Below are 18,026 nucleotides of genomic sequence, written 5' to 3'. Positions count from 1 at the left end.
TGCGTCAGCGGCCGTTGCCCTGACCCCGGCCGCCGCCGTTCCCGTTGCCCTGGCTGCCGGTACCGTCCCCGCCCTGACCCCGCCCGCCGCCCTGGTTGTCGCCGCCCTGGTTGCCGCCGCCCTGGTTGCCGCCGCCGCCCTGGTTGCCATTGCCCTGGTTGCCGCCGTTGCCGTTGTTGCCGGCGCCGTTGCCGGTGTCGGCAGGTTCCACGTCCGGCGTGGTGGCGTCGGGAGCCGGCGGCACCGTGGATGCGTCGGCGGGTGCCGTGGTCGGCACCGCGGTGGCCGGCCGGTCCGGGACCACTTCGACCGGTACCGGTTCGGCCGCGCCGGCCGCGGTCGGCTCCGCCGGCGGCGTGCCGACCGGTGACGTCGCCGACCCGGAAGACCCTGCCGACCCTGCCGACCCTGTCGACGTTGCCGACCCTGTCGACGTTGCCGACCCTGTCGGTCCGGCCGAGCCCGTCGACGACGCGGTCACCGGTACGACGGCTCCGTCCGGGGTCGAGGAGGCGGGGGCCGGCGGAACGACCACGGTCGAGGTGATCGGCGCGGTCGACGCGGCCGCCCCCCCGGTGCCGGTGGGAGTGCCCGCCGTGCTGCCTGACGTCGTCGCGGGCTCGTCGGCGATCACAGCCGGCTGATCGGCGACCGCGGCCGGCGGCGGTGCACCGGGGTCGCCGGGGCCGACGAGCGTCGCGATCACGGTGGCGGTGATCGCGGCGAGGGATCCGGCGGTGGCGAGGATGCCGATCCGACGCCGCCGCCGGCTCGGGGCGTGGTCGTCGGCGGTGAAGAGCGCCTCCAACGACGGCGGCCAGACCGCGACGGTGTCGGAACCGGCGGTGAGGACCCGCAGGACGGTCGCGGCGTCCGGCCGCCGTTCCGGATCCCGGGCGGTCATCGCGCCGAGCAGGCGCGGCCACGGCGCCGGCAGATCGTCGGGAACGTCGGGCGAGCGCAGCAGCCGGGCCAGCGCCGAGCTGATCGCCTCGCCCGGGTACTCACGGCGCCCGGTCAGGCATTCGAGCAGCACGAGCCCGAGGGCGTAGACATCCGTGGGAGGTCCGACCGGGTCGCTCGCGGCCTGCTCCGGGCTGAGGTACGCCGGGGTGCCGACCACGTCGGGCCCGGGGGTGATGCGCGCGTCGGCGTGCAGCGAGCGGGCCAGCCCGAAGTCACCCAGCTTGACTCCGTCGGCCGGGCCCAGCAGCACGTTCGCCGGTTTGACGTCGCGGTGGACCAGGCCGGCCGCATGGACGTCGGCGAGAGCGCCGGCCAACGTGACGGCCCACGACCGAACGAGGGGCTCGGGCACCGCGCCGTCGGCGAGTCGGTCGGCGAGGGTGCTGCCGGCCACCAGCTCCATCACGAGGTAGGTCGTCGCGTCGGGATCGGCCGGGTCGGCGACCGTGGCGTCGTAGACCGACACCAGGCCGGGGTGGTCCACCGCCGCCAGTGCCTGCATCTCGCGGAGCCGGTCGTCGCGGTGTGCGGGGCCGGGGGCCGCCCACGGCTCGAAGACCTTGACCGCGACCTCACGGTGGAGCAGGCCGTCCCAGGCCCGGTGGACGGTGGCGGTCCCGCCGCGGCCGATCCGTTCGCGCAGCCGGTACCGCGTGCCCAGCACCCGGGTGTCCGGTGCGGTCGCCCCTGCAGGCGCCGGACTCCACGGTCGGGTTGCGGCGGCGTCCGTGCCGGTGTCCGCGCCGGTCCGGTCGGTGGTGGCTGCGGTCGGGGAGGTGGCGGTGTCGCTCGATTCGTCCATCGGCGGGCCTTTTACCCGGTTCGGTCCGGTCCGGCGCATGTGCAGCGGACCGGTTGCTCCGGGTGACCGCGACGGTGGTGCCCGGCCTCCCGATGCGCCGGCGGCCACGGCGGACACCGATGGACGGGGCCGGCGGCCGGGGCCCGGCGGGCGACTGATTCGCGTCCGGTGAATAGCGGTGTTCACCGGTCGTTCACCTGTCGAGACGGAAGGTGACCGGCGATCTGACGGCGCGTGACCCAGTTCACCGGCGAATCGGGTAACATCCGGTGCGGTTCCGGCGTCGTACCCAGTGACGCCGCCGGGGCGTCCACCACCAGGGTTCGGCAGTCTGCACCACCGGTACGTCACGGTCCGCACAGCGCCGGAGAGAAAGGTTCGATCATGAGCAACGTCGCACGCACCATCCGCAATCACCGGATCGCCGCTCGCAACCGGCGCGCGGTGAACCGAGCCATCGACGAGGCCTCGACGCCCGCGATGCGCAACGAGTTGATCGTCATCGCCCAGAACCAGGGCGTCATCGGTCGCTGACCGCACCGACCGCCGCTCGACCGCCGCGCCCGGACCGTCCAGGTCCGGGCGCTTCTGCGTTCGGGAATCGTTCCGCGCCGACGGGCACGCGCCGCCCCCCGGGCCACGGGATCAGCCGGGGCCCTCCACCTGGCACTGCGTCTCGGCGTCACGGAACCCGATGGCCCGGTAGAGGTGGACGGCGACGTCGTCGGAGTCGGCCACGATGACCAGCGTCCGCGCGCCGAGACGCTCGAGTCCGTGCCGCCCTGCGTCGTGCAGCAGGCCGGTGGCCAACCCGCGCCGGCGGAACGCGGGATCGGTCTCGACCGACTGGTAGCGGGCGAGTCCCGCCCCGGTCCGCACCAGGCCCAGCTGGGCCACGAGGTGCCCGTCGACGAAGGCGCCGAACCACACGCCGGGGCCGTCGGTCACCAGCCGTCGCTGCGTCGCGGCGTGGGCGGTGACGAACATCCGGTCGTACGAAGGATCGTCGGTGTTGCAGCGCAGGCGCAGCTCGACGCTCTGTGCCCAGTCCGCGTCGTCGCGTAGGGGCCGGAACTCGGCCGCGGGGTCGCGCCGTCCGGGCGGCCGTACCTCGGTGGCGGTCAGGACGGCCTGCGCCTCGGCGGAGCAGCCACGCGCCGTGAAGGCGGCGAGATCGGCCACCGTGCCGTCGGTGCCGTCGAACCCCAGCGTCAGCCGCCCGGCCCCGGGGAAGGTGGCGGCGAACCGGTCCACCCACCGGTCGACGTCCGTCGGGGCCGGGACGGCGTCCAGCAGCAGGAAGTTGCCCCAGAAATGGTGCGGGTTGTGCAGGCTCCGCACCACCAGGTGGTCGCCGCGGTCGTCGACGACCGACCCGCCCAGCCGCAGCAGCGCGAGGTCGGTCCGGTACCCCAGGGAGCGGATCTGCACGGTGCAGCAGTGTGGCAGCAGCCGAGCCCCGCGGCCAGTGGGTTCCGCGGTCAGGCGGGGGAGGAGCCCCGCGCGTCACCCGTCGGCACCTCGGACGCGTCGATCCCGGCGGCGTCCTCGGTCAGGTCACCCACGTCCTCGACATCCCGCGGACCGCTGTCGGCGGGGTCCTCGCGGTCGCGCATCGTCGATCCCGACGGGCCGGTGTCGGGGTCCTGCCGCGTCTTGGTGTCGACGTCCTCGCGGGTGCTGTCGCCCTCGGGCTCGAGGTTGTCCGCGGCCCGTTCGGGCGCTTCGTCCAGATGCCCGTCGACGGCCTCCGACCGGCGCTCCAGCAACGCCTCCTCCAGGTCGAGGTCGCGCTGCATCTCCGCCAGCACCTCCTCGGTGAGCTCGCTGTCGTTGCGCATCTGCACGATCACCGACCGTTCGATGGCGAGCAGCCGCAGCCGCCAGTCCGACACGACGCTGAGTCGCCGGCCGAACTCACGGGACGCCGCGTCGTCGTCCCAGTTGCGCCAGTCGCGCATGGACGCCCAGCGGCGCATCAGGTCCGCCTGGTGGTCGGAGACCTCGCCGGCGGCCAGCATCGCGTCCACCCGGGAGTTGACCTCCTCGGCGGCGCGGGCGTGCGCGTCGGTGCGTTGCTGCAGGTCGTCGGCGCGGTGGTCCTCGACGACGCCGAGCCGGCGGATCACCCACGGCAGGCTCAGGCCCTGCAGCACGAGGGTCCCGATGATCACCGTCGTGGTGCAGACCAGCAGCAGCGCCCGGTACGGGGTGTCCACGGGCAGGGTCTGCGCAGCGGCCAGCGAGACCACGCCGCGCATCCCCGCCCAGGACAGTGCGGCGACCCCGCGAGGACCGACCGTGGTGGAGCCGGGGCCGAGCCGGGTCAGCAGGTGGATCACCGACAGCCACAGCGGCCGGCTCACCAGCACCGTCGCCACCACCGCGAAGATGGCGAGGAAGACGTGGTACTGGTTCGTGTCGAGGTCGTTGACGATCTCCCACAGCTGCAGACCGATGAGCGCGAACACCAGTCCCTCGAGCGCGAAGCGCAGCGCCGCCCAGTTCGCGGCCTCCGTCAACCGCACCGAGGCCGCCACCTCCAGCGGCGACCGGTGCCCGAGGATGAGCCCCACGACCACCACCACGATGACGCCGGAGACGTGGGCCTCCTCGCCGATCGCATAGGCCGCGAACGGCGACACGAGCGACAGCACGGTGACGGTCAACGGCGAGCCGGCGATCCGCCGGACGAAGGACAGCAGGTAGCCCAGAGCGGTGCCGATCGCCAGGCCGCCGAGCGCTGCCCAGCCGAACTCGCCCAGAGCCGATCCCCACGACAGGGAGGTGGCGCCGATCGCGGCGATGGCGACCTTGAGGGTCACCAGTGACGTCGCGTCGTTGAACAGCGACTCGCCCTCGAGCACCGTGACCAGCCGCCGTGGCAGTCCGACCTTGCGGCCCACCGCGACCGCGGCCACCGCGTCCGGCGGGGCGACGATGGCGCCGAGCGCCACGGCCGCGGCGAACGGCAGGTCCGGCAGCACCAGCTTCAACACCGCCGCCACGGTGAACGCCGTGAGCAGCACCAGCACCACCGACATCTGCAGGATCGGCCGGATCAGCTGCCGGATGGCCACCGCCGACGACTCGAACGCGGCGCTGAACAGCAGCGGCGGGAGCAGCACGTACAGCACCAGGTCGGGGCTGGCCGCGAAGGTCGGCACCCCGGGGATGAACGAGACCGCGAACCCGACCACCACCAGGACGATGGGGGCGGGCGCGTTGTACCGGGCCGCGAGGGTGGTCACCATCAGCACGCCGACGATGAGTCCGATCACCGGGAGCAGGGATTCCATGCTGTCACCGGTCCTTCCGCTGGAGTCCGGGCGACGACGCGATCGAGGGGAGCGCGCGACCGTCCAGGTGTGAAACACCGCCCGTCCATGCGGTCGCCGTCGGTGAGTGTCTGCCCGTTTCCGTCGTCGACGTGACAGCCGGGGCCGCACCGGGGGGCGGGATCAGCGTCGACCGGAGGCGATCTCGTCGAGAAAGCCCACCGAATCGTCCTCCGACAGCGCCATCGACAGCAGCATCCCGACGTCACGGACGTAACGGTCGACCTCCTTCTCGCCGTCGACGAACGAGATCCGGGTCTTGTTCTCCAGGTAGACGACGTCGGGCGCGCCGGTCGCACGTGACTCGAGCAGCGAGAACGACCCGGCGCTGACCGGTGGGATCCCGGCGCTGAACGGCAGCACCCGCAGCGAGACGGCCGGCCAGCGAGACACCGTCATCAGGTGCCGCAGCTGCTCGACCCGGGCCGGCTCGGCGATGGGGTCGTCCGCCGGACCCAGCGCCCGCCGCAGCACCGCCTCGTCGAGGACCGCCGTGAACGCCAGCGCGGCGTCGGCGCCGGTACGGCCGTCACCCAGGACGGCCTGCCGTCGCAGGCACACCCGCACTCGGCGCTCGACCTCCGCGGGTGGCGGCACCTGCCACGTCGCGGTGATGACCCTCCGGATGTAGTGCGGCGTCATCAGCAGGGCGTGCGGCACCACCGCGCAGTAGGTGCGCAGCGCCCGCGACCCGGCCTCCAGCCGGAGCAGCCCCGCGTACCCGGGGGACAGCGACTCGGCGTAGGCGTCCCACCAGCCGCGGGCACGGGCCGCCGGAGCCAGCCGCCGCAGGAACTCGGCGTGCCGCTCGGGCACCGCGTACAGCGCCAGCAGGCGGTCGAGATCGGCCGCGTTGACGCCGATCCGGCCGGTCTCGATGCGCGAGACCTTCGACGCCGACCAGCCCAGTTCGCGTGCGGCGCGGTCACCGGTGAGCTGCGCGCCGACCCGCGCCTCCCGCAGCTCGCGCGCGAGCCGGCGTTCCCGGACGGACGGTGGGACGGGATCGGTCATGGTGACTCTCTGCCGGGTTGCCTGCAAGATTGCAATCAGCCTTTCATGGATCTCCCTGGTGTCGCACGCTCCGGGTACGACCGGAACGCATCGTCGGTGGCCCGCCGGGCCGCTCGTCCGGGTCCGACGGGAGGGCGGTCCGATGACCGCATTCGTGGTGGTGGCGGCAGTGATCGTGGTGGTCGCGGTGATCCTCGGATCGAGGCGCTCGTCGTCGTCGCGGCGGCGCTCCTGGACCGCCGGCGGTGGTTCCGCCGGCGCGTGGGGAGGCGCCACCTACGGCGGCTGGGGCGGCGACGGCGGCGGCGGGGGTTGGGGCGGCGACTGCGGTGGTGGGGGCGGTGGTGGTGACGGCGGCGGTGGCGGCTGCTGAGCCGCCGCCCGGTCCGGCAGGCTGAGCGGTATGGACAGTGCCTTGCTGTTCCTGGTGGTGGCGGCCCTGGTCGTCGGGCTGGGGCTGTGGTGGGGTCGCTCGACAGGCGCCGGCTCCCCGGGCCTCGCCCGCCGGCGGACCGGTGGGTCCGCCGGAGACGGCGGTGGTGGGGACGGCGGCTCCTGGGGGGACCCGGGTGACGGCGGGGGTGGGGGAGACGGCGGTGGTGGCGGCGGTGGTGACTGAGTGCTGACGGGGACCGCACCGAGCGGTGCTGACGGGGACCGCACCGAGCGGTGCTGACGGGGACCGCACCGAGCGGTGCTGACGGGGACCGCACCGAGCGGTGCTGACCGGCACCGCCGACGACGCGGTCCACATCGCTGAGCACGTGGTCGGCACCGCAGCCGTCCGCGAGGTGACGTCGCGGTCGCGGATGGACTCTGGGGCGGGCCTGGGTCGTCGCTCAGGATCGGCACAGCGCGGCTGCCTAGAACTGACCGCATGGAACCCACCACCCCGCCGGGAGCTCCCGACGTCTCCCGCCGCCGGTTCCTCCGGCGGGCTCTCCTCGGCGGCGCGGTCGCCGCCGGCGTCTCGGCCGGCGGAGCGACCGCCTGGGCCCTGGACCGCTTCGTCATCGACCACGTCGAGGTCTCCGACGTCAGTGCCCTGCAGTCCACCTACACCGCTCCGGCGACCGGCGCGTCGGCGACATCGTCGGTCGCGGCGGTCCCGACGACGGATGCGGGCAGCGCCCCGGTCGTCGGTGCCACGTCCTACGTCTCCGACGCCGCGTCGGTCAGCATCTCGACCGTGACCACGGGATCGGGCGCGGAGAAGGTCACCTACTTCGTCGCCGATCTCATCCTGAGCGACATGACCGTACTGCGATCGGCTTTCGCCGACGACAGCTTCGGCGAGAACATCGTCGAGAACACCTCCGACATCGCCAGGGACAACAACGCGATCTTCGCCGTCAACGGTGACTACTACGGCTTCCGCGACACCGGAATCGTCATCCGCAACGGTATCGCCTTCCGAAATGCCGGAGCCCGCGCCGGATTGGCCCTCCACCGTGACGGGTCGATGACGGTCTACGACGAGACCACCACCACCGCCGACCGTCTCGTCGCCGAGGGGGTCTGGCACACCCTGTCGTTCGGACCCGCACTGCTCGTCGACGGCCGCATCGTGGACGGCATCGACGACGTCGAGGTCGACACCAACGTCGGCAACCACTCCATCCAGGGGCGGCAGCCGCGCACCGGTGTCGGGCTCCTCGACCGCAACCACCTCGTGCTGGTCGTCGTCGACGGCCGCAGCGACGGTTACAGCGCCGGGGTGACGATGACCGGGTTCGCCGCCCTCTTCCAGGAGCTCGGGGCGACCGTCGCGTACAACATCGACGGTGGCGGGTCGTCCACCATGTACTTCGACGGTCGGCTGGTCAACAACCCGCTCGGCAGGAACTCCGAACGCGGCACCTCCGACATCCTCTGGCTCGCGGGGCCGTCGTGACGGCCGCGGTGGTGCTGGTCCCGGCCTACGAACCCGGCCCCGAGCTGCTGACGCTGATCCGCGGTCTGCACGCCGCCGACCCCGACCTGGTCGTGGTCGTCGTCGACGACGGCAGCGGCCCGGGCTCCGGCGAGATCTTCGCCACCGCAGCCGGCCTCGGTTGCCTGCTGCTGACGTTGCCGGACAACCGCGGCAAGGGTCAGGCGCTCAAGACCGGCTTCGCCGAGATCGCCCACCGGTTGCCGGGCCGCACGATCGTCTGCGCCGACGCCGACGGTCAGCACCGCGTCAGCGACATCCTGCGGGTCGCCGACGCCGTCGGGAGCACCGGTGCCGACATGGTGCTCGGGGAACGCCGGTTCACCGGCGTCGTCCCGCTGCGCAGCCGTCTGGGCAACGGCGCCACGCGGCTGCTGTTCCGGCTGACCACGGGACGGCGCCTGCACGACACCCAGACCGGCCTGCGTGGCTACCCGCCCGCGATGCTGGGCTGGCTCCGGTCGGTCCGGGGTGACCGCTACGAGTACGAGCTGAACCTGCTGCTGCAGGCGTGCCGCGACGGGCGGTCCATCGCCGGCGTCGACATCGCCACCGTCTACCTCGACGACAACCGCTCGTCGCACTTCCGGCCGGTGGTCGACTCGGTGCGCATCTGGGCGCCGCTGCTGCGGTTCGCCGGCTCCTCCCTCACCGCCTTCGCCATCGACGCCGTCGCGCTGCTGGCGCTGACCGCGCTCACCGGATCGCTGCTGCTGTCGGTGCTGGGAGCACGGTTGCTCAGCGCCACGGTCAACTTCGCGGTCAACCGGCGGGTCGTCTTCGACCGGGAGGGGCGCCGGCCGGTCGGTCCCGCCGCGGTGCGCTACGCCGCCCTGGTCGCCGTCCTGCTGACCGTGAACTACAGCGTGCTGGCCGGTCTCACCGCGCTGGCCGTACCCCTCCCGGTGGCCAAGGTCGCCACCGAGATCGCCCTCGCCGTCCTCGGCTACACCGCGCAGAGCCGGTACGTCTTCGCCGGCCGGCTCGGCGTCTCGCCGTCACCCGCGCCCGCACCGGACGCGGGCCCGCCCGCCGCCCGGCCCTCCGTCCCCGCCCGACCCCACCCCTGACAAGGACCTCCACCATGCGTCTCCGCTCCCTCGTCGCCTCTCTCGCCACCGGCGCCGTGCTCACCCTGAGCGCCTGCTCGGCCGCGACCACCACCACCGCCGAGAGCTCGCAGATCAGCTCCACCGGCGCCGGTACCAGCGCGTCCTCGTCGACGACCGCGGCCACTTCGTCGTCCGCCACCGGGACGTCGTCGGCCGGTACCGCGGCGACCGCGGCCGTCGTCACGACCGTGGCCGCCGACATCGCCGCGGCCACCCATTTCGACGGCGACGACCTCACCTGGGACACCGCCTCCGAGGTCGCGGTGACCCTGGCCGACGACGCCTCCACCCCCGCCGCGGGGGTCACCGTCGACGCCGACACCGTCACCATCTCCGCCGCCGGCACCTACCGCCTCAGCGGCAGCCTGACCGACGGCCGGATCGTGGTGGCCGCCGGCGAGGAGGACGTCGTGCGCGTCATCCTGGACGGGGTGTCGGTGTCCAGCTCCACCGGATCGGCGTTCGTGGTGACCAGCGCGGACGAAGCGATCCTGTACCTGGCCGACGGCAGCGCCAACAGCCTCGACGACGCCGCGTCCTACGCCGACACCGCCGACGACGCGCCGGATGCCGCGCTGTACTCGATGGCGGACCTGACCATCGCCGGCGGCGGCGCGTTGACCGTCCAGGGCCGGTACGCCGACGGCATCGTGAGCAAGGACGGACTGGTCCTCGCATCCGGCACCGTGACCGTCGATGCGGTCGACGACGGCATCAGGGGCAAGGACTACCTGGCCCTGCTCGACGGCAGTCACACCGTCACCGCCGGGGGCGACGGCGTGACGTCGGACAACGACGAGGACGCCGACCTGGGCTGGCTGCTGGTCAGCGGTGGCTCGCTCACCGTCGCGGCCGGCGACGACGGGATCAAGGCCGTCGATCAGCTCGGCGTCACCGGCGGCACCGTCACCGTCACGGGGTCCACCGAGGGCCTCGAGGCCATGACCATCGCCGTGTCCGGTGGGACGGTCGACGTGACCTCCACCGACGACGGCGTCAACGCGGCCGGCGGCACCGCCACCGGTGGAGAGCAGGCCGGTGCGCAGCTGGTCGAGATCAGCGGCGGCAGCGTGACGATCACCGCCGAGGGCGACGGTCTGGACTCCAACGGCTCGGCCGTCGTCAGTGGCGGCACCGTGGTGGTCAACGGGCCCGCCGGCAGCGGCAACGGAGCGCTGGACGTCAACGGTGAGCTCACCGTCAGCGGTGGCACCCTGGCGGCGGCCGGCAGCGCCGGAATGGTGGTCACGCCCGCCGTCGCGTCGCCGCAGTCGTCGGTGCAGGTGAGCTTCGGCTCGGCGGTGCCCGCCGGCTCCGTGGTCTCGCTCTCCGACAGCGCAGGCACCGTCGTCGCGACCTTCGTCCCCACCAAATCCACCCAGTCGCTTGTTTTCTCGTCGGCGGACATCGTCGCGAGCCAGACGTACACGGTGTCCACCGGCGCGACCGCGGACGTGTCAGCGGGCCTCGGGTCGGGCACGCTGGACGGCGCCACCACGGTCGGCACCGTCGTCGCCGGCGAATACACCGCGGGCGGCGGTCCCGGTCGTGGCGGGCAACGCCCCGGCCGCTGAGTCCGGTGTCGGCGATCCGCCGTCCCGCCAGGGTCGCGGTGCCCGACGCGCCGCGTCAGTGCGCGGCGAGCCGCCGCCGCAACTCGGTGCGGATGGCCGGCCACTCGACGGCGATGATCGAGAACACCACGGTGTCGCGCAGCGAGCCGTCCGCCATCCGCTGATGGCTGCGGAGCACACCGTCCTGTTTGGCGCCGAGCTTCTCGATGGCCCGCCGGGACTGCAGGTTGAGCCAGTGCGTGCGGAACTCCACGGCGATGCAGTCCAGGGTGTCGAAGGCGTGTTCGAGCAGCAGCAGCTTGCTCTCGGTGTTGGTACCGCTGCGTTGGGCGGAGACGGCGTTCCACGTCGAGCCGATCTCGACCCGCCGGTTCCGGGTGTCCACGTTCATGAAGGTGGTCATGCCGATCACCGCACCGGTGTCCCGCCGGACAGCGGTGAACGGCAGCATCCGGCCGGCCGCGTGTTCGCCGAGCCGACGGTCGATCTCGGTGGCCATCCCCTCCGGACTCGGCACCGCGGTGTAGCTGAGTCTCCACAGCTCGCCGTCCTCGACGGCGGTGATCAGGCCGTCCAGATGGTCGTGCGACAGGGGCTCGAGCACCACGTGATCGCCGGACAGGGTGACGGGGTCGAGGATGTCCACGCGCCGACCGTAGTCCGGGGGCCGGTCACGACCGTGGCGCCGCGGTGCTCTCCCGGACCACGAGTTCGGTGGGCAGCACGATCTGGGCAGCGACCGCGGCCGGCGGCTCGTCGGAGCGGGCCGCCTCGACGAGCTCGACGAGCGCACTGGCCGCCAGCCGGCCCTTCGCGTGCACGTCCTGCCGGACCGTCGTCAGGGCCGGGCGCAACCGGGACGCCAGCGGGTTGTCGTCGAACCCCACCACCGAGAGGTCCTGCGGGAGCACGAGTCCGCGGTTCTGGGCGGCGAGCATGACCCCGTGGGCGAGGGTGTCGGCGAAGCAGAGCACCCCGGTGACGGACGGGTCGGCGTCGAGCAGGGCCTCCAGCGCCTCGTAGCCGTCACCCTCGGTGGGGTGCGGGCGGTTCACGACGACCGGCTCGACCCCGGCCGCGGTGAGCACCTCCCGCCAGCCGGCGATGCGTTCGTAGGCGACGTAGGACTGCCGGTCGGGTGCCCCGCCCCCGCTGACCACGCCGTACGGCGGCACGATGTCGGCGCTCACGATGCCGATCCGGCGGTGACCCAGGCCGAGCAGGTGCTCGGCGCCGGCGCGGGCGCCGCCGCGGTCGTCCACGTTGACGCTCGGGATGTCGGGCGCGGGGATCTGGTCCACGTAGACCATCGGCAGCCGGCGGCGCTGCAGCCAGTCCAGTGCGGGCGACCGCGGATCGCAGTGGAAGACCACGGCGCCGTCCATCGGCACGTCGCGCGCCGGGACCCGGCCGGCGGTCTCGACGGTGGAGAGCAGGGTCAGCGACAATCCGGACGGCGCGAGCTCGCTGGCGATGGCGCCGAGGAACGCCGTGGCGACCTCGTCGGCGAAAGCGCTCTGCACCAGCGAGGTCAACACGATGCCGACGGTGCTGGTGGTGCCACGGGCCAGCGCCCGGGCGGCGGGGTCGGGGCCGATGTAGCCCAGGTCGGCGGCCGCGGCGAGGATCCGGTCGCGCAGCGGCGCGGAGAGCTGGTCGGGACGGGAGAACGCGTTGGACACCGTCATCCGGCTGACGCCGACCTTGTCGGCCACGGTCTGCAGCGTCACGCGGCCCACCGGCCCACCTTCCCTCGTCGGTGAGGACGACGGTAGCGGTCACAGCTGTCGGCGCGAAGCCGATCCGGCGCCGCCCGGGGGGCGGGACCGACCCGTCGTCCCCGGACGGTCACCGTCCGCGGGGCCCGCACCGGAGTCTCAGGCGGTGGCGTGCCGGCGGGTGGCGCGGGGGAGGTGCACCCGGGACGGGAGGCCGCGGCCCAGGACGGTCCGCAGGCGGCCGGCGGGGCGCTCGGCGACGGTGGGTCCGTCGGGCCGGACGAGGTCGAACTCACGCTGCTGAGCGCTGAGGGCCATCACGTGGAAGGTCGGGCTGTACTGCACGGGAACTCCTCGGGGGTCGGGCTTCTGTACCGCTACAGAAGGACTGCCACCACGGTAACGGCGGCCGACTGTACCGGTCAAGTAATTCGGTGTGCCGCTGCTCACCACCCCTGTCGCGCGGTCCTCGGGCGATGTGTCCCTCGGGCGGGGCGGCCCTCAGGCGACGAAGACGCAGAACGGGTGGCCGGCGGGATCGGCGTAGACGCGCAACGGTTCCTCGGGATCGTCGGCGCGGTCGGACAGCAGGGTCGCGCCGAGCCCGAGGATGCGCCGGTGTTCGGCGTCCAGGGCTGCGACACCGCGCACGGTCAGATCGAGGTGCAGCTGCTGCGGACGGTCACCGGTCGGCCACGTCGCCCGCGGCAGTCCCGCCACCTGCTGGAACGCCACCGACACGCCACCCGCCGGGTCACGCAGCACCAGCCAGTCGCGGCCCCGGACGTCGTCCCCGTCGGGCGGGAGCTCGTCACCCGGCCGATAGACCAGGCCCAGCAGCTGCCGGTAGAACTCGGCCAGCCCGCGGGCGTCGGTGGTGTCCAGCACGATCTGCCGGAGTTGCGCGCGGTCGGGTCCCATGCCCTCATCGTGGGCCGGGAACGTCGTCACCGCCCGGCGAAGAACCCGGCGAGCGCCGCTGCGAGCTCCTCCGGTGCCTCCTCGGCCATGTGGTGACCCGAGTCGATGCCGTGCCCGCGGACATCGGCCGCCCAGCCGGCCCAGACCGCCCGCGGGTCACCGTAGAGCTGTGCGAGGTCGTCACGCAGCGACCACAGCACCAGCAGCGGGACGTCGACGCCCACCCCCGCGGCGCGGTCGGCCGCCTCGTCGGCCCGGTCGACGGTGAGCCCCGCCCGGTAGTCCTCGAGCATCGCCCGCACCACCCGCGGGTCGCGGGTGGCCGCGCGGAACTCGGCGTGGTTGTCCGCACCCATCACCGCCGGATCGGCGCGGTACCAGGCGTCCGGATCGGCGGTGATGACCCGCTCCGGGATGTCCGGCTGGGCGAAGAAGAACCAGTGCCACCAGCGGGTGGCGAACTCCGGGCCCATCCGGGACAGGTGCTCGGTGATCGGGATGCCGTCCAGCATCGCCAGCCGGGTCACCCGCCGCGGATGGTCCAGGGTCAGCCGCAGGGCGACGTAGCTGCCCCGGTCGTGGCCGGCCACCGCGAACGTCGGGTGCCCGAGACGGGTCATCAGGGCGGCGATGTCGCCCGCGACGACGCGCTTGCTGTGCGGCCGGTGGTCCGGAGCGGGATCCGGCCCGCGTGAGCGGCCGTAGCCGCGCAGGTCGGGGCAGACCACGGTGAAGCCGGCCGCGACGAGCCGCGGCGCGACGCGGTGCCAGGTGGCCGACGTCCGGGGGTGTCCGTGCAGCAGCGCCAAAGGGGGACCCTCGCCCCCGTGGCGGACGAGCAGTTCGGCCTCGCCGACGTCGACGCGCTCGGTGACGAAACCCTCGAACATCCTCCGATCATGCCGCCGCTGTGCCGGGCGGGCACCTCGGGCGTTCCGCGGGATGATCGTCGGCATGACACCGACTCCCGGGACCGCGCCGCGCCGCTTCTCCGATGCCCAGCACCCCTACAGCACGGTGCGCCGCGCGGGCGACGTGCTGTTCGTGGCCGGGCAGCTCGGGGTCGCGGGCGGCGACATCGTGGCGGGCGGGGTGGTGGCTGAGGCGCGGCAGGCGTTCGCGAACCTCACCGCCGCGCTGTCCGCCGAGGACCTGACGACCGCCGACCTGGTCAAGGTGACCGTCTACCTGGTGGACATGGCCGACCGGCCGGCGATGGACGAGGTCTACGTCGCCACGCTGGGCGAGCCCCGGCCGGCCCGCACCTGCGTCGCGGTGGCGCAGTTGCCGTTCGGAGCGCGGATCGAGCTTGACGCGGTGGCCGCGGTCGCATCGCCGACCCGGCGCGCGGTGACCGGTGACCTGCGGGTGCACGTCATCGCCACCGGCGGCACCATCGACAAGGAGTACTCGGTCGCCGGCGAACTGGAGATCGGCGACCCGATGGTGCCGGCGATCCTCGCGACCGGGCGGTCCTGGCTGGACCTCAGCGTCGAGGCGGTCTGCGGCAAGGACAGTCTCGACCTGACCGACGAAGACCGGGCGCTGATCCGTCGGCACGTGCTGGCCGCACCGGCCGACCGGGTGCTGATCACCCACGGCACCGACACGATGGTCGACACCGCCACCGTGCTGTCCGACGTCGCGGACCGGGTGGTGGTTCTGACCGGGGCGATGGTGCCCGCGCGGATGACCGACTCCGACGCCGCCTTCAACCTGGGGTTGGCCGTCGCGGCCCTGCAGACGATGCCGCCGGGTGTCTGGATCGCCATGAGCGGTCGCATCTTCGCCGCCGACGCGGTCCGCAAGGACACCACCATCGGCCGGTTCGTGGACGCGCCCCGGCACTGAGTCGGCGGGGCGGCCGGTTCGTGGATGCGCCCCGGCACTGACGCCGCGCGCGGCGGTGCCGGGGCGGGATGACGGCGGTCACCTGGCCCTGAGTACAGCGGCAGATGTACTGTCGGCGGGGTGACCACGTTGACCCACGCCGCGGTGCTCGCCCGTTTCGGGCACGCCCTGTCCGACCCGACCCGGGTGCGGATCCTGCTCGCGCTGCGCGAGAGCCCGGCCTATCCGGCCGGTCTGGCCGACCTGATCGGGGTGTCCCGCCAGAGTCTGTCCAACCATCTGGCCTGCCTGCGCGGCTGCGGTCTGGTGGTGTCGGTGCCCGACGGACGCCGTTCGCGGTACGAGTTGGCCGACCCGCGGCTGGCGCACGCGCTCACCGATCTGATGAGCGTGGTGCTCGCGGTCGACCCCGCGTCGTGCGACCTGCCCGACCTCGATCCCGATCTCGACCGCGCGGCCACCGCATGACCGCCCACGACCCCCGGGACGCCGCGCGGCGCGACGCGCTCTGCGGACCCGGACCCGGACCCGCCGCGCCGGTGCACGTGCACGCCACCGCCGACCACGGTGACGGGCACGGCCACGGCGGCCACGGTGACGGGCACGGCGACGGGCACGGCGGGCACGGCGGCCGCGGCGGGCACGGCGGGCACAGCCATGCGATCAGCGCGAACGCCGACACCCGCCACCTCGCCGTCGCCCTGGCGCTCATCGTCGGGTTCCTGATCGTCGAGGTCGTCGTCGCGCTGGCGTCCGGGTCCGTCGCCCTGCTCGCCGACGCGGGTCACATGCTGTCCGACGCCGGGGCCATCGCCGGTTCGTTGTGGGCGATCCGGCTCGCGGCCCGTCCGGCCACCGGCGACTGGACGTTCGGCTTCAAACGTGCCGAGATCCTGTCCGCGGCGGTGAACGGCATCACGCTGCTGGTGGTCGGCATCCTCGTCGGCATCGAATCCGTCGAGCGGCTGTTCGACCCGCCGGCCGTCGACGGCGGCCCGGTGCTGGCGGTCGCGCTGCTCGGGGTCGCCGTCAACGTGGTGGCGACCTGGGTGCTCAGCCGGGCCGACCGCGGCAGCCTCAACGTGGAGGGCGCGTTCCAGCACATCCTCACCGATCTGTACGCCTTCATCGGCACCCTGATCGCGGCCATCGTCATCCTCACCACGGGCTACGTCCGGGCCGACGCGATCGCGTCGCTGATCGTGGTGGCGCTGATGCTGCGGTCGGCCTGGGGGCTGCTGCGTGACTCCGGCCGGGTGCTGCTGGAGGCCGCGCCGAAGTCGGTCGCGCTGGCCGAGGTCCGCGAGCACATGCTCGGGGTGCCCGAGATCGTGGGGGTGCACGACCTGCACGTCTGGACGGTGACATCGGACCTGCCGGCGCTCTCGGCGCACGTGGTGATCGACGACGACTGCTTCACCAACGGCCGCTCGCCGATGATCCTGGACCACCTCCAGGAGTGCCTGCAGGGCCACTTCGACGTCGAGCACTCGACGTTCCAACTGGAGCCGGCCAGCCACCTCACGCACGAGGCCGGCCACCACAGCTGACCCTTCCGGCCGGTTCTGGGTAGACACCGGGTGTCCCGACCGCCGTCCAGGTCAGAGAGCAGGCCGCCCGCGGCGGGACCGCCGGAGGAGACGCCGTGCGCGCCATGGTCTACCGAGGTCCCTACAAGATCCGTGTCGAGGAGAAGTCCGAGCCCCGGATCGAGCACCCGAACGACGCCGTGGTCCGGGTCGAGCTGGCCGCCATCTGCGGATCGGACCTGCACCTGTACCACGGCATGATGCCCGACACCCGGATCGGTACCACCTTCGGGCACGAATTCATCGGCGTCGTCCACGAGGTCGGTTCCTCCGTCCGGTCCCTGGTGCCGGGTGACCGGGTCATGGTGCCGTTCAACGTCTACTGCGGCTCCTGCTTCTTCTGTGCGCGGGGTCTGTTCTCCAACTGCCACAACGTCAACCCGAACGCGACGGCGGTGGGTGGCATCTACGGCTACTCCCACACGACGGGCGGCTACGACGGCGGCCAGGCCGAGTACGTCCGGGTGCCGTTCGCCGACGTGGGACCGTCGAAGATCCCGGACTGGCTCTCCGCGGAGAACGCCCTGCTGCTCACCGACGCGCTGCCCACCGGCTACTTCGGCGCCCAGCTCGGCGACATCGTCGAGGGCGACACGGTCGTGGTCTTCGGTGCGGGCCCGGTCGGGCTGTACGCCGCCCGGTCGTGCTGGCTGATGGGGGCGGGCCGGGTCATCGTCGTCGACCACCTGGACTACCGGCTGGAGAAGGCGCGCACCTTCGCCCACGCCGAGACCATCCACTTCGGCGAGGTCGACGACATCGTGGTCGAGCTCAAGCGGCAGACCGACCATCTCGGCGCCGACGTCGTCATCGACGCGGTGGGCGCGGAGGCCGACGGCAACTTCCTGCAGCACGTCACGGCGGCGAAGTTCAAGCTGCAGGGCGGCTCACCGATCGCGTTGAACTGGGCCATCGACGCCGTCCGCAAGGGCGGCACCGTGTCGGTGATCGGCGCCTACGGGCCGCTGTTCAGCGCGGTCAAGTTCGGCGATGCGATGAACAAGGGCCTGACACTGCGGATGAACCAGACGCCGGTGAAACGGCAGTGGCCGCGGCTCCTGGAACACCTGCGGGCGGGCCACTTCGACCCGAGTGACCTGATCACGCACCGGATACCGCTGGAACACATCGCCGAGGGCTACCACATGTTCTCGGCCAAGCTCGACGGCTGCATCAAGCCGGTCGTCGTTCCCGGAAAGGCGGCCTGA

19 protein-coding genes are annotated in these 18,026 nt (G+C 73.0%); 10 read left to right on the top strand and 9 right to left on the bottom strand.

Annotated elements, in window-relative coordinates:
* Window positions 1-4: 4 nt before the first annotated feature.
* Window positions 5-1,768, bottom strand: coding sequence for a serine/threonine-protein kinase (locus tag DB033_RS19180; RefSeq protein WP_170315601.1), 1,764 nt, complete (start codon window positions 1,766-1,768; stop codon window positions 5-7).
* Between the two features lie 384 nt (window positions 1,769-2,152).
* Here DB033_RS19180 and DB033_RS20990 point away from each other — a divergent pair, with 384 nt between their 5' ends.
* Complete coding sequence (locus tag DB033_RS20990; RefSeq protein ID WP_170315600.1) at window positions 2,153-2,302, top strand: hypothetical protein; 150 nt, start codon at window positions 2,153-2,155, stop codon at window positions 2,300-2,302.
* Between the two features lie 111 nt (window positions 2,303-2,413).
* Here the strand turns inward: DB033_RS20990 and DB033_RS19175 are convergent, their stop codons facing one another.
* The 3 genes from DB033_RS19175 to DB033_RS19165 form a co-directional block, all read right to left on the bottom strand.
* Window positions 2,414-3,199: a GNAT family N-acetyltransferase gene (locus DB033_RS19175; protein ID WP_111768568.1), complete on the bottom strand. Its 786-nt coding sequence runs from the start codon at window positions 3,197-3,199 to the stop codon at window positions 2,414-2,416.
* 50 nt (window positions 3,200-3,249) lie between these two features.
* A complete protein-coding gene (locus tag DB033_RS19170) occupies window positions 3,250-5,067 on the bottom strand; it encodes a cation:proton antiporter (RefSeq protein WP_111768567.1) in 1,818 nt (605 codons plus the stop codon).
* A 162-nt stretch (window positions 5,068-5,229) separates the two neighbouring features.
* Window positions 5,230-6,120, bottom strand: a complete 891-nt coding sequence (locus DB033_RS19165; RefSeq protein ID WP_111768566.1) for a helix-turn-helix domain-containing protein — start codon at window positions 6,118-6,120, stop codon at window positions 5,230-5,232.
* A 142-nt stretch (window positions 6,121-6,262) separates the two neighbouring features.
* Here DB033_RS19165 and DB033_RS19160 point away from each other — a divergent pair, with 142 nt between their 5' ends.
* From DB033_RS19160 to DB033_RS19140, 5 genes are all read left to right on the top strand, one after another.
* Entirely contained in the window at window positions 6,263-6,493 is a 231-nt protein-coding gene (locus tag DB033_RS19160) for a hypothetical protein (RefSeq protein ID WP_111768565.1), read from the top strand.
* Between the two features lie 30 nt (window positions 6,494-6,523).
* A complete protein-coding gene (locus DB033_RS21200) occupies window positions 6,524-6,739 on the top strand; it encodes a hypothetical protein (protein ID WP_205844043.1) in 216 nt (71 codons plus the stop codon).
* Between the two features lie 258 nt (window positions 6,740-6,997).
* Window positions 6,998-8,014, top strand: a complete 1,017-nt coding sequence (locus DB033_RS19150) for a phosphodiester glycosidase family protein (RefSeq protein WP_111768564.1) — start codon at window positions 6,998-7,000, stop codon at window positions 8,012-8,014.
* On the top strand, window positions 8,011-9,123 hold the full coding sequence (locus tag DB033_RS19145; protein WP_111768563.1) for a bifunctional glycosyltransferase family 2/GtrA family protein: 1,113 nt from the start codon (window positions 8,011-8,013) through the stop codon (window positions 9,121-9,123). Before DB033_RS19150 ends, DB033_RS19145 begins: the two co-directional genes overlap by 4 nt.
* A gap of 14 nt (window positions 9,124-9,137) precedes the next feature.
* Window positions 9,138-10,739 carry a carbohydrate-binding domain-containing protein gene (locus DB033_RS19140; protein ID WP_111768562.1) on the top strand — a complete coding sequence of 534 codons (1,602 nt, stop codon included), beginning with the start codon at window positions 9,138-9,140 and terminating at the stop codon, window positions 10,737-10,739.
* Window positions 10,740-10,794: 55 nt separating this feature from the next.
* On the opposite strand, the gene DB033_RS19135 is transcribed toward DB033_RS19140, so the two are convergent.
* The 5 genes from DB033_RS19135 to DB033_RS19115 form a co-directional block, all read right to left on the bottom strand.
* Window positions 10,795-11,385, bottom strand: coding sequence for a GNAT family N-acetyltransferase (locus tag DB033_RS19135; protein ID WP_111768561.1), 591 nt, complete (start codon window positions 11,383-11,385; stop codon window positions 10,795-10,797).
* A 25-nt stretch (window positions 11,386-11,410) separates the two neighbouring features.
* Window positions 11,411-12,469: a LacI family DNA-binding transcriptional regulator gene (locus DB033_RS19130; RefSeq protein WP_205844042.1), complete on the bottom strand. Its 1,059-nt coding sequence runs from the start codon at window positions 12,467-12,469 to the stop codon at window positions 11,411-11,413.
* A 147-nt stretch (window positions 12,470-12,616) separates the two neighbouring features.
* Entirely contained in the window at window positions 12,617-12,802 is a 186-nt protein-coding gene (locus tag DB033_RS19125; RefSeq protein WP_111768559.1) for a hypothetical protein, read from the bottom strand.
* Window positions 12,803-12,958: 156 nt separating this feature from the next.
* A complete protein-coding gene (locus DB033_RS19120) occupies window positions 12,959-13,378 on the bottom strand; it encodes a VOC family protein (protein WP_111768558.1) in 420 nt (139 codons plus the stop codon).
* A 26-nt stretch (window positions 13,379-13,404) separates the two neighbouring features.
* Window positions 13,405-14,268, bottom strand: a complete 864-nt coding sequence (locus DB033_RS19115) for an alpha/beta fold hydrolase (RefSeq protein WP_111768557.1) — start codon at window positions 14,266-14,268, stop codon at window positions 13,405-13,407.
* A gap of 64 nt (window positions 14,269-14,332) precedes the next feature.
* On the opposite strand from DB033_RS19115, the gene DB033_RS21195 reads away from it, so the two are divergent.
* From DB033_RS21195 to DB033_RS19095, 4 genes are all read left to right on the top strand, one after another.
* The gene (locus DB033_RS21195) at window positions 14,333-15,229 is read left to right on the top strand and encodes a Rid family hydrolase (protein ID WP_205844041.1); all 897 of its coding nucleotides are present in this window, start codon (window positions 14,333-14,335) and stop codon (window positions 15,227-15,229) included.
* A gap of 120 nt (window positions 15,230-15,349) precedes the next feature.
* Window positions 15,350-15,697, top strand: coding sequence for an ArsR/SmtB family transcription factor (locus DB033_RS19105; protein WP_111768555.1), 348 nt, complete (start codon window positions 15,350-15,352; stop codon window positions 15,695-15,697).
* The gene (locus tag DB033_RS19100; protein ID WP_111768554.1) at window positions 15,694-16,779 is read left to right on the top strand and encodes a cation diffusion facilitator family transporter; all 1,086 of its coding nucleotides are present in this window, start codon (window positions 15,694-15,696) and stop codon (window positions 16,777-16,779) included. Before DB033_RS19105 ends, DB033_RS19100 begins: the two co-directional genes overlap by 4 nt.
* 95 nt (window positions 16,780-16,874) lie before the next feature.
* Window positions 16,875-18,026, top strand: a complete 1,152-nt coding sequence (locus DB033_RS19095; protein ID WP_111768553.1) for a zinc-dependent alcohol dehydrogenase — start codon at window positions 16,875-16,877, stop codon at window positions 18,024-18,026.

The organism is Nakamurella deserti (assembly GCF_003260015.1).
GTDB lineage: Bacteria > Actinomycetota > Actinomycetes > Mycobacteriales > Nakamurellaceae > Nakamurella > Nakamurella deserti.
The sequence above is the reverse complement of the archived record's forward strand: the minus strand, read 5'-3'. Positions and strand labels throughout refer to the sequence as shown.

Bases quoted from the DNA above. Each gene is read 5' to 3' on its own strand.
- DB033_RS19160 (WP_111768565.1), top strand. From the start codon at position 6,263: ATGACCGCATTCGTGGTGGTGGCGGCAGTGATCGTGGTGGTCGCGGTG.
- DB033_RS19115 (WP_111768557.1), bottom strand. From the start codon at position 14,268: ATGTTCGAGGGTTTCGTCACCGAGCGCGTCGACGTCGGCGAGGCCGAA.
- DB033_RS19100 (WP_111768554.1), top strand. From the start codon at position 15,694: ATGACCGCCCACGACCCCCGGGACGCCGCGCGGCGCGACGCGCTCTGC.
- DB033_RS19150 (WP_111768564.1), top strand. From the start codon at position 6,998: ATGGAACCCACCACCCCGCCGGGAGCTCCCGACGTCTCCCGCCGCCGG.
- DB033_RS20990 (WP_170315600.1), top strand. From the start codon at position 2,153: ATGAGCAACGTCGCACGCACCATCCGCAATCACCGGATCGCCGCTCGC.
- DB033_RS19170 (WP_111768567.1), bottom strand. From the start codon at position 5,067: ATGGAATCCCTGCTCCCGGTGATCGGACTCATCGTCGGCGTGCTGATG.
- DB033_RS19120 (WP_111768558.1), bottom strand. From the start codon at position 13,378: ATGGGACCCGACCGCGCGCAACTCCGGCAGATCGTGCTGGACACCACC.
- DB033_RS19165 (WP_111768566.1), bottom strand. From the start codon at position 6,120: ATGACCGATCCCGTCCCACCGTCCGTCCGGGAACGCCGGCTCGCGCGC.
- DB033_RS19140 (WP_111768562.1), top strand. From the start codon at position 9,138: ATGCGTCTCCGCTCCCTCGTCGCCTCTCTCGCCACCGGCGCCGTGCTC.
- DB033_RS21195 (WP_205844041.1), top strand. From the start codon at position 14,333: ATGACACCGACTCCCGGGACCGCGCCGCGCCGCTTCTCCGATGCCCAG.
- DB033_RS21200 (WP_205844043.1), top strand. From the start codon at position 6,524: ATGGACAGTGCCTTGCTGTTCCTGGTGGTGGCGGCCCTGGTCGTCGGG.
- DB033_RS19180 (WP_170315601.1), bottom strand. From the start codon at position 1,768: ATGGACGAATCGAGCGACACCGCCACCTCCCCGACCGCAGCCACCACC.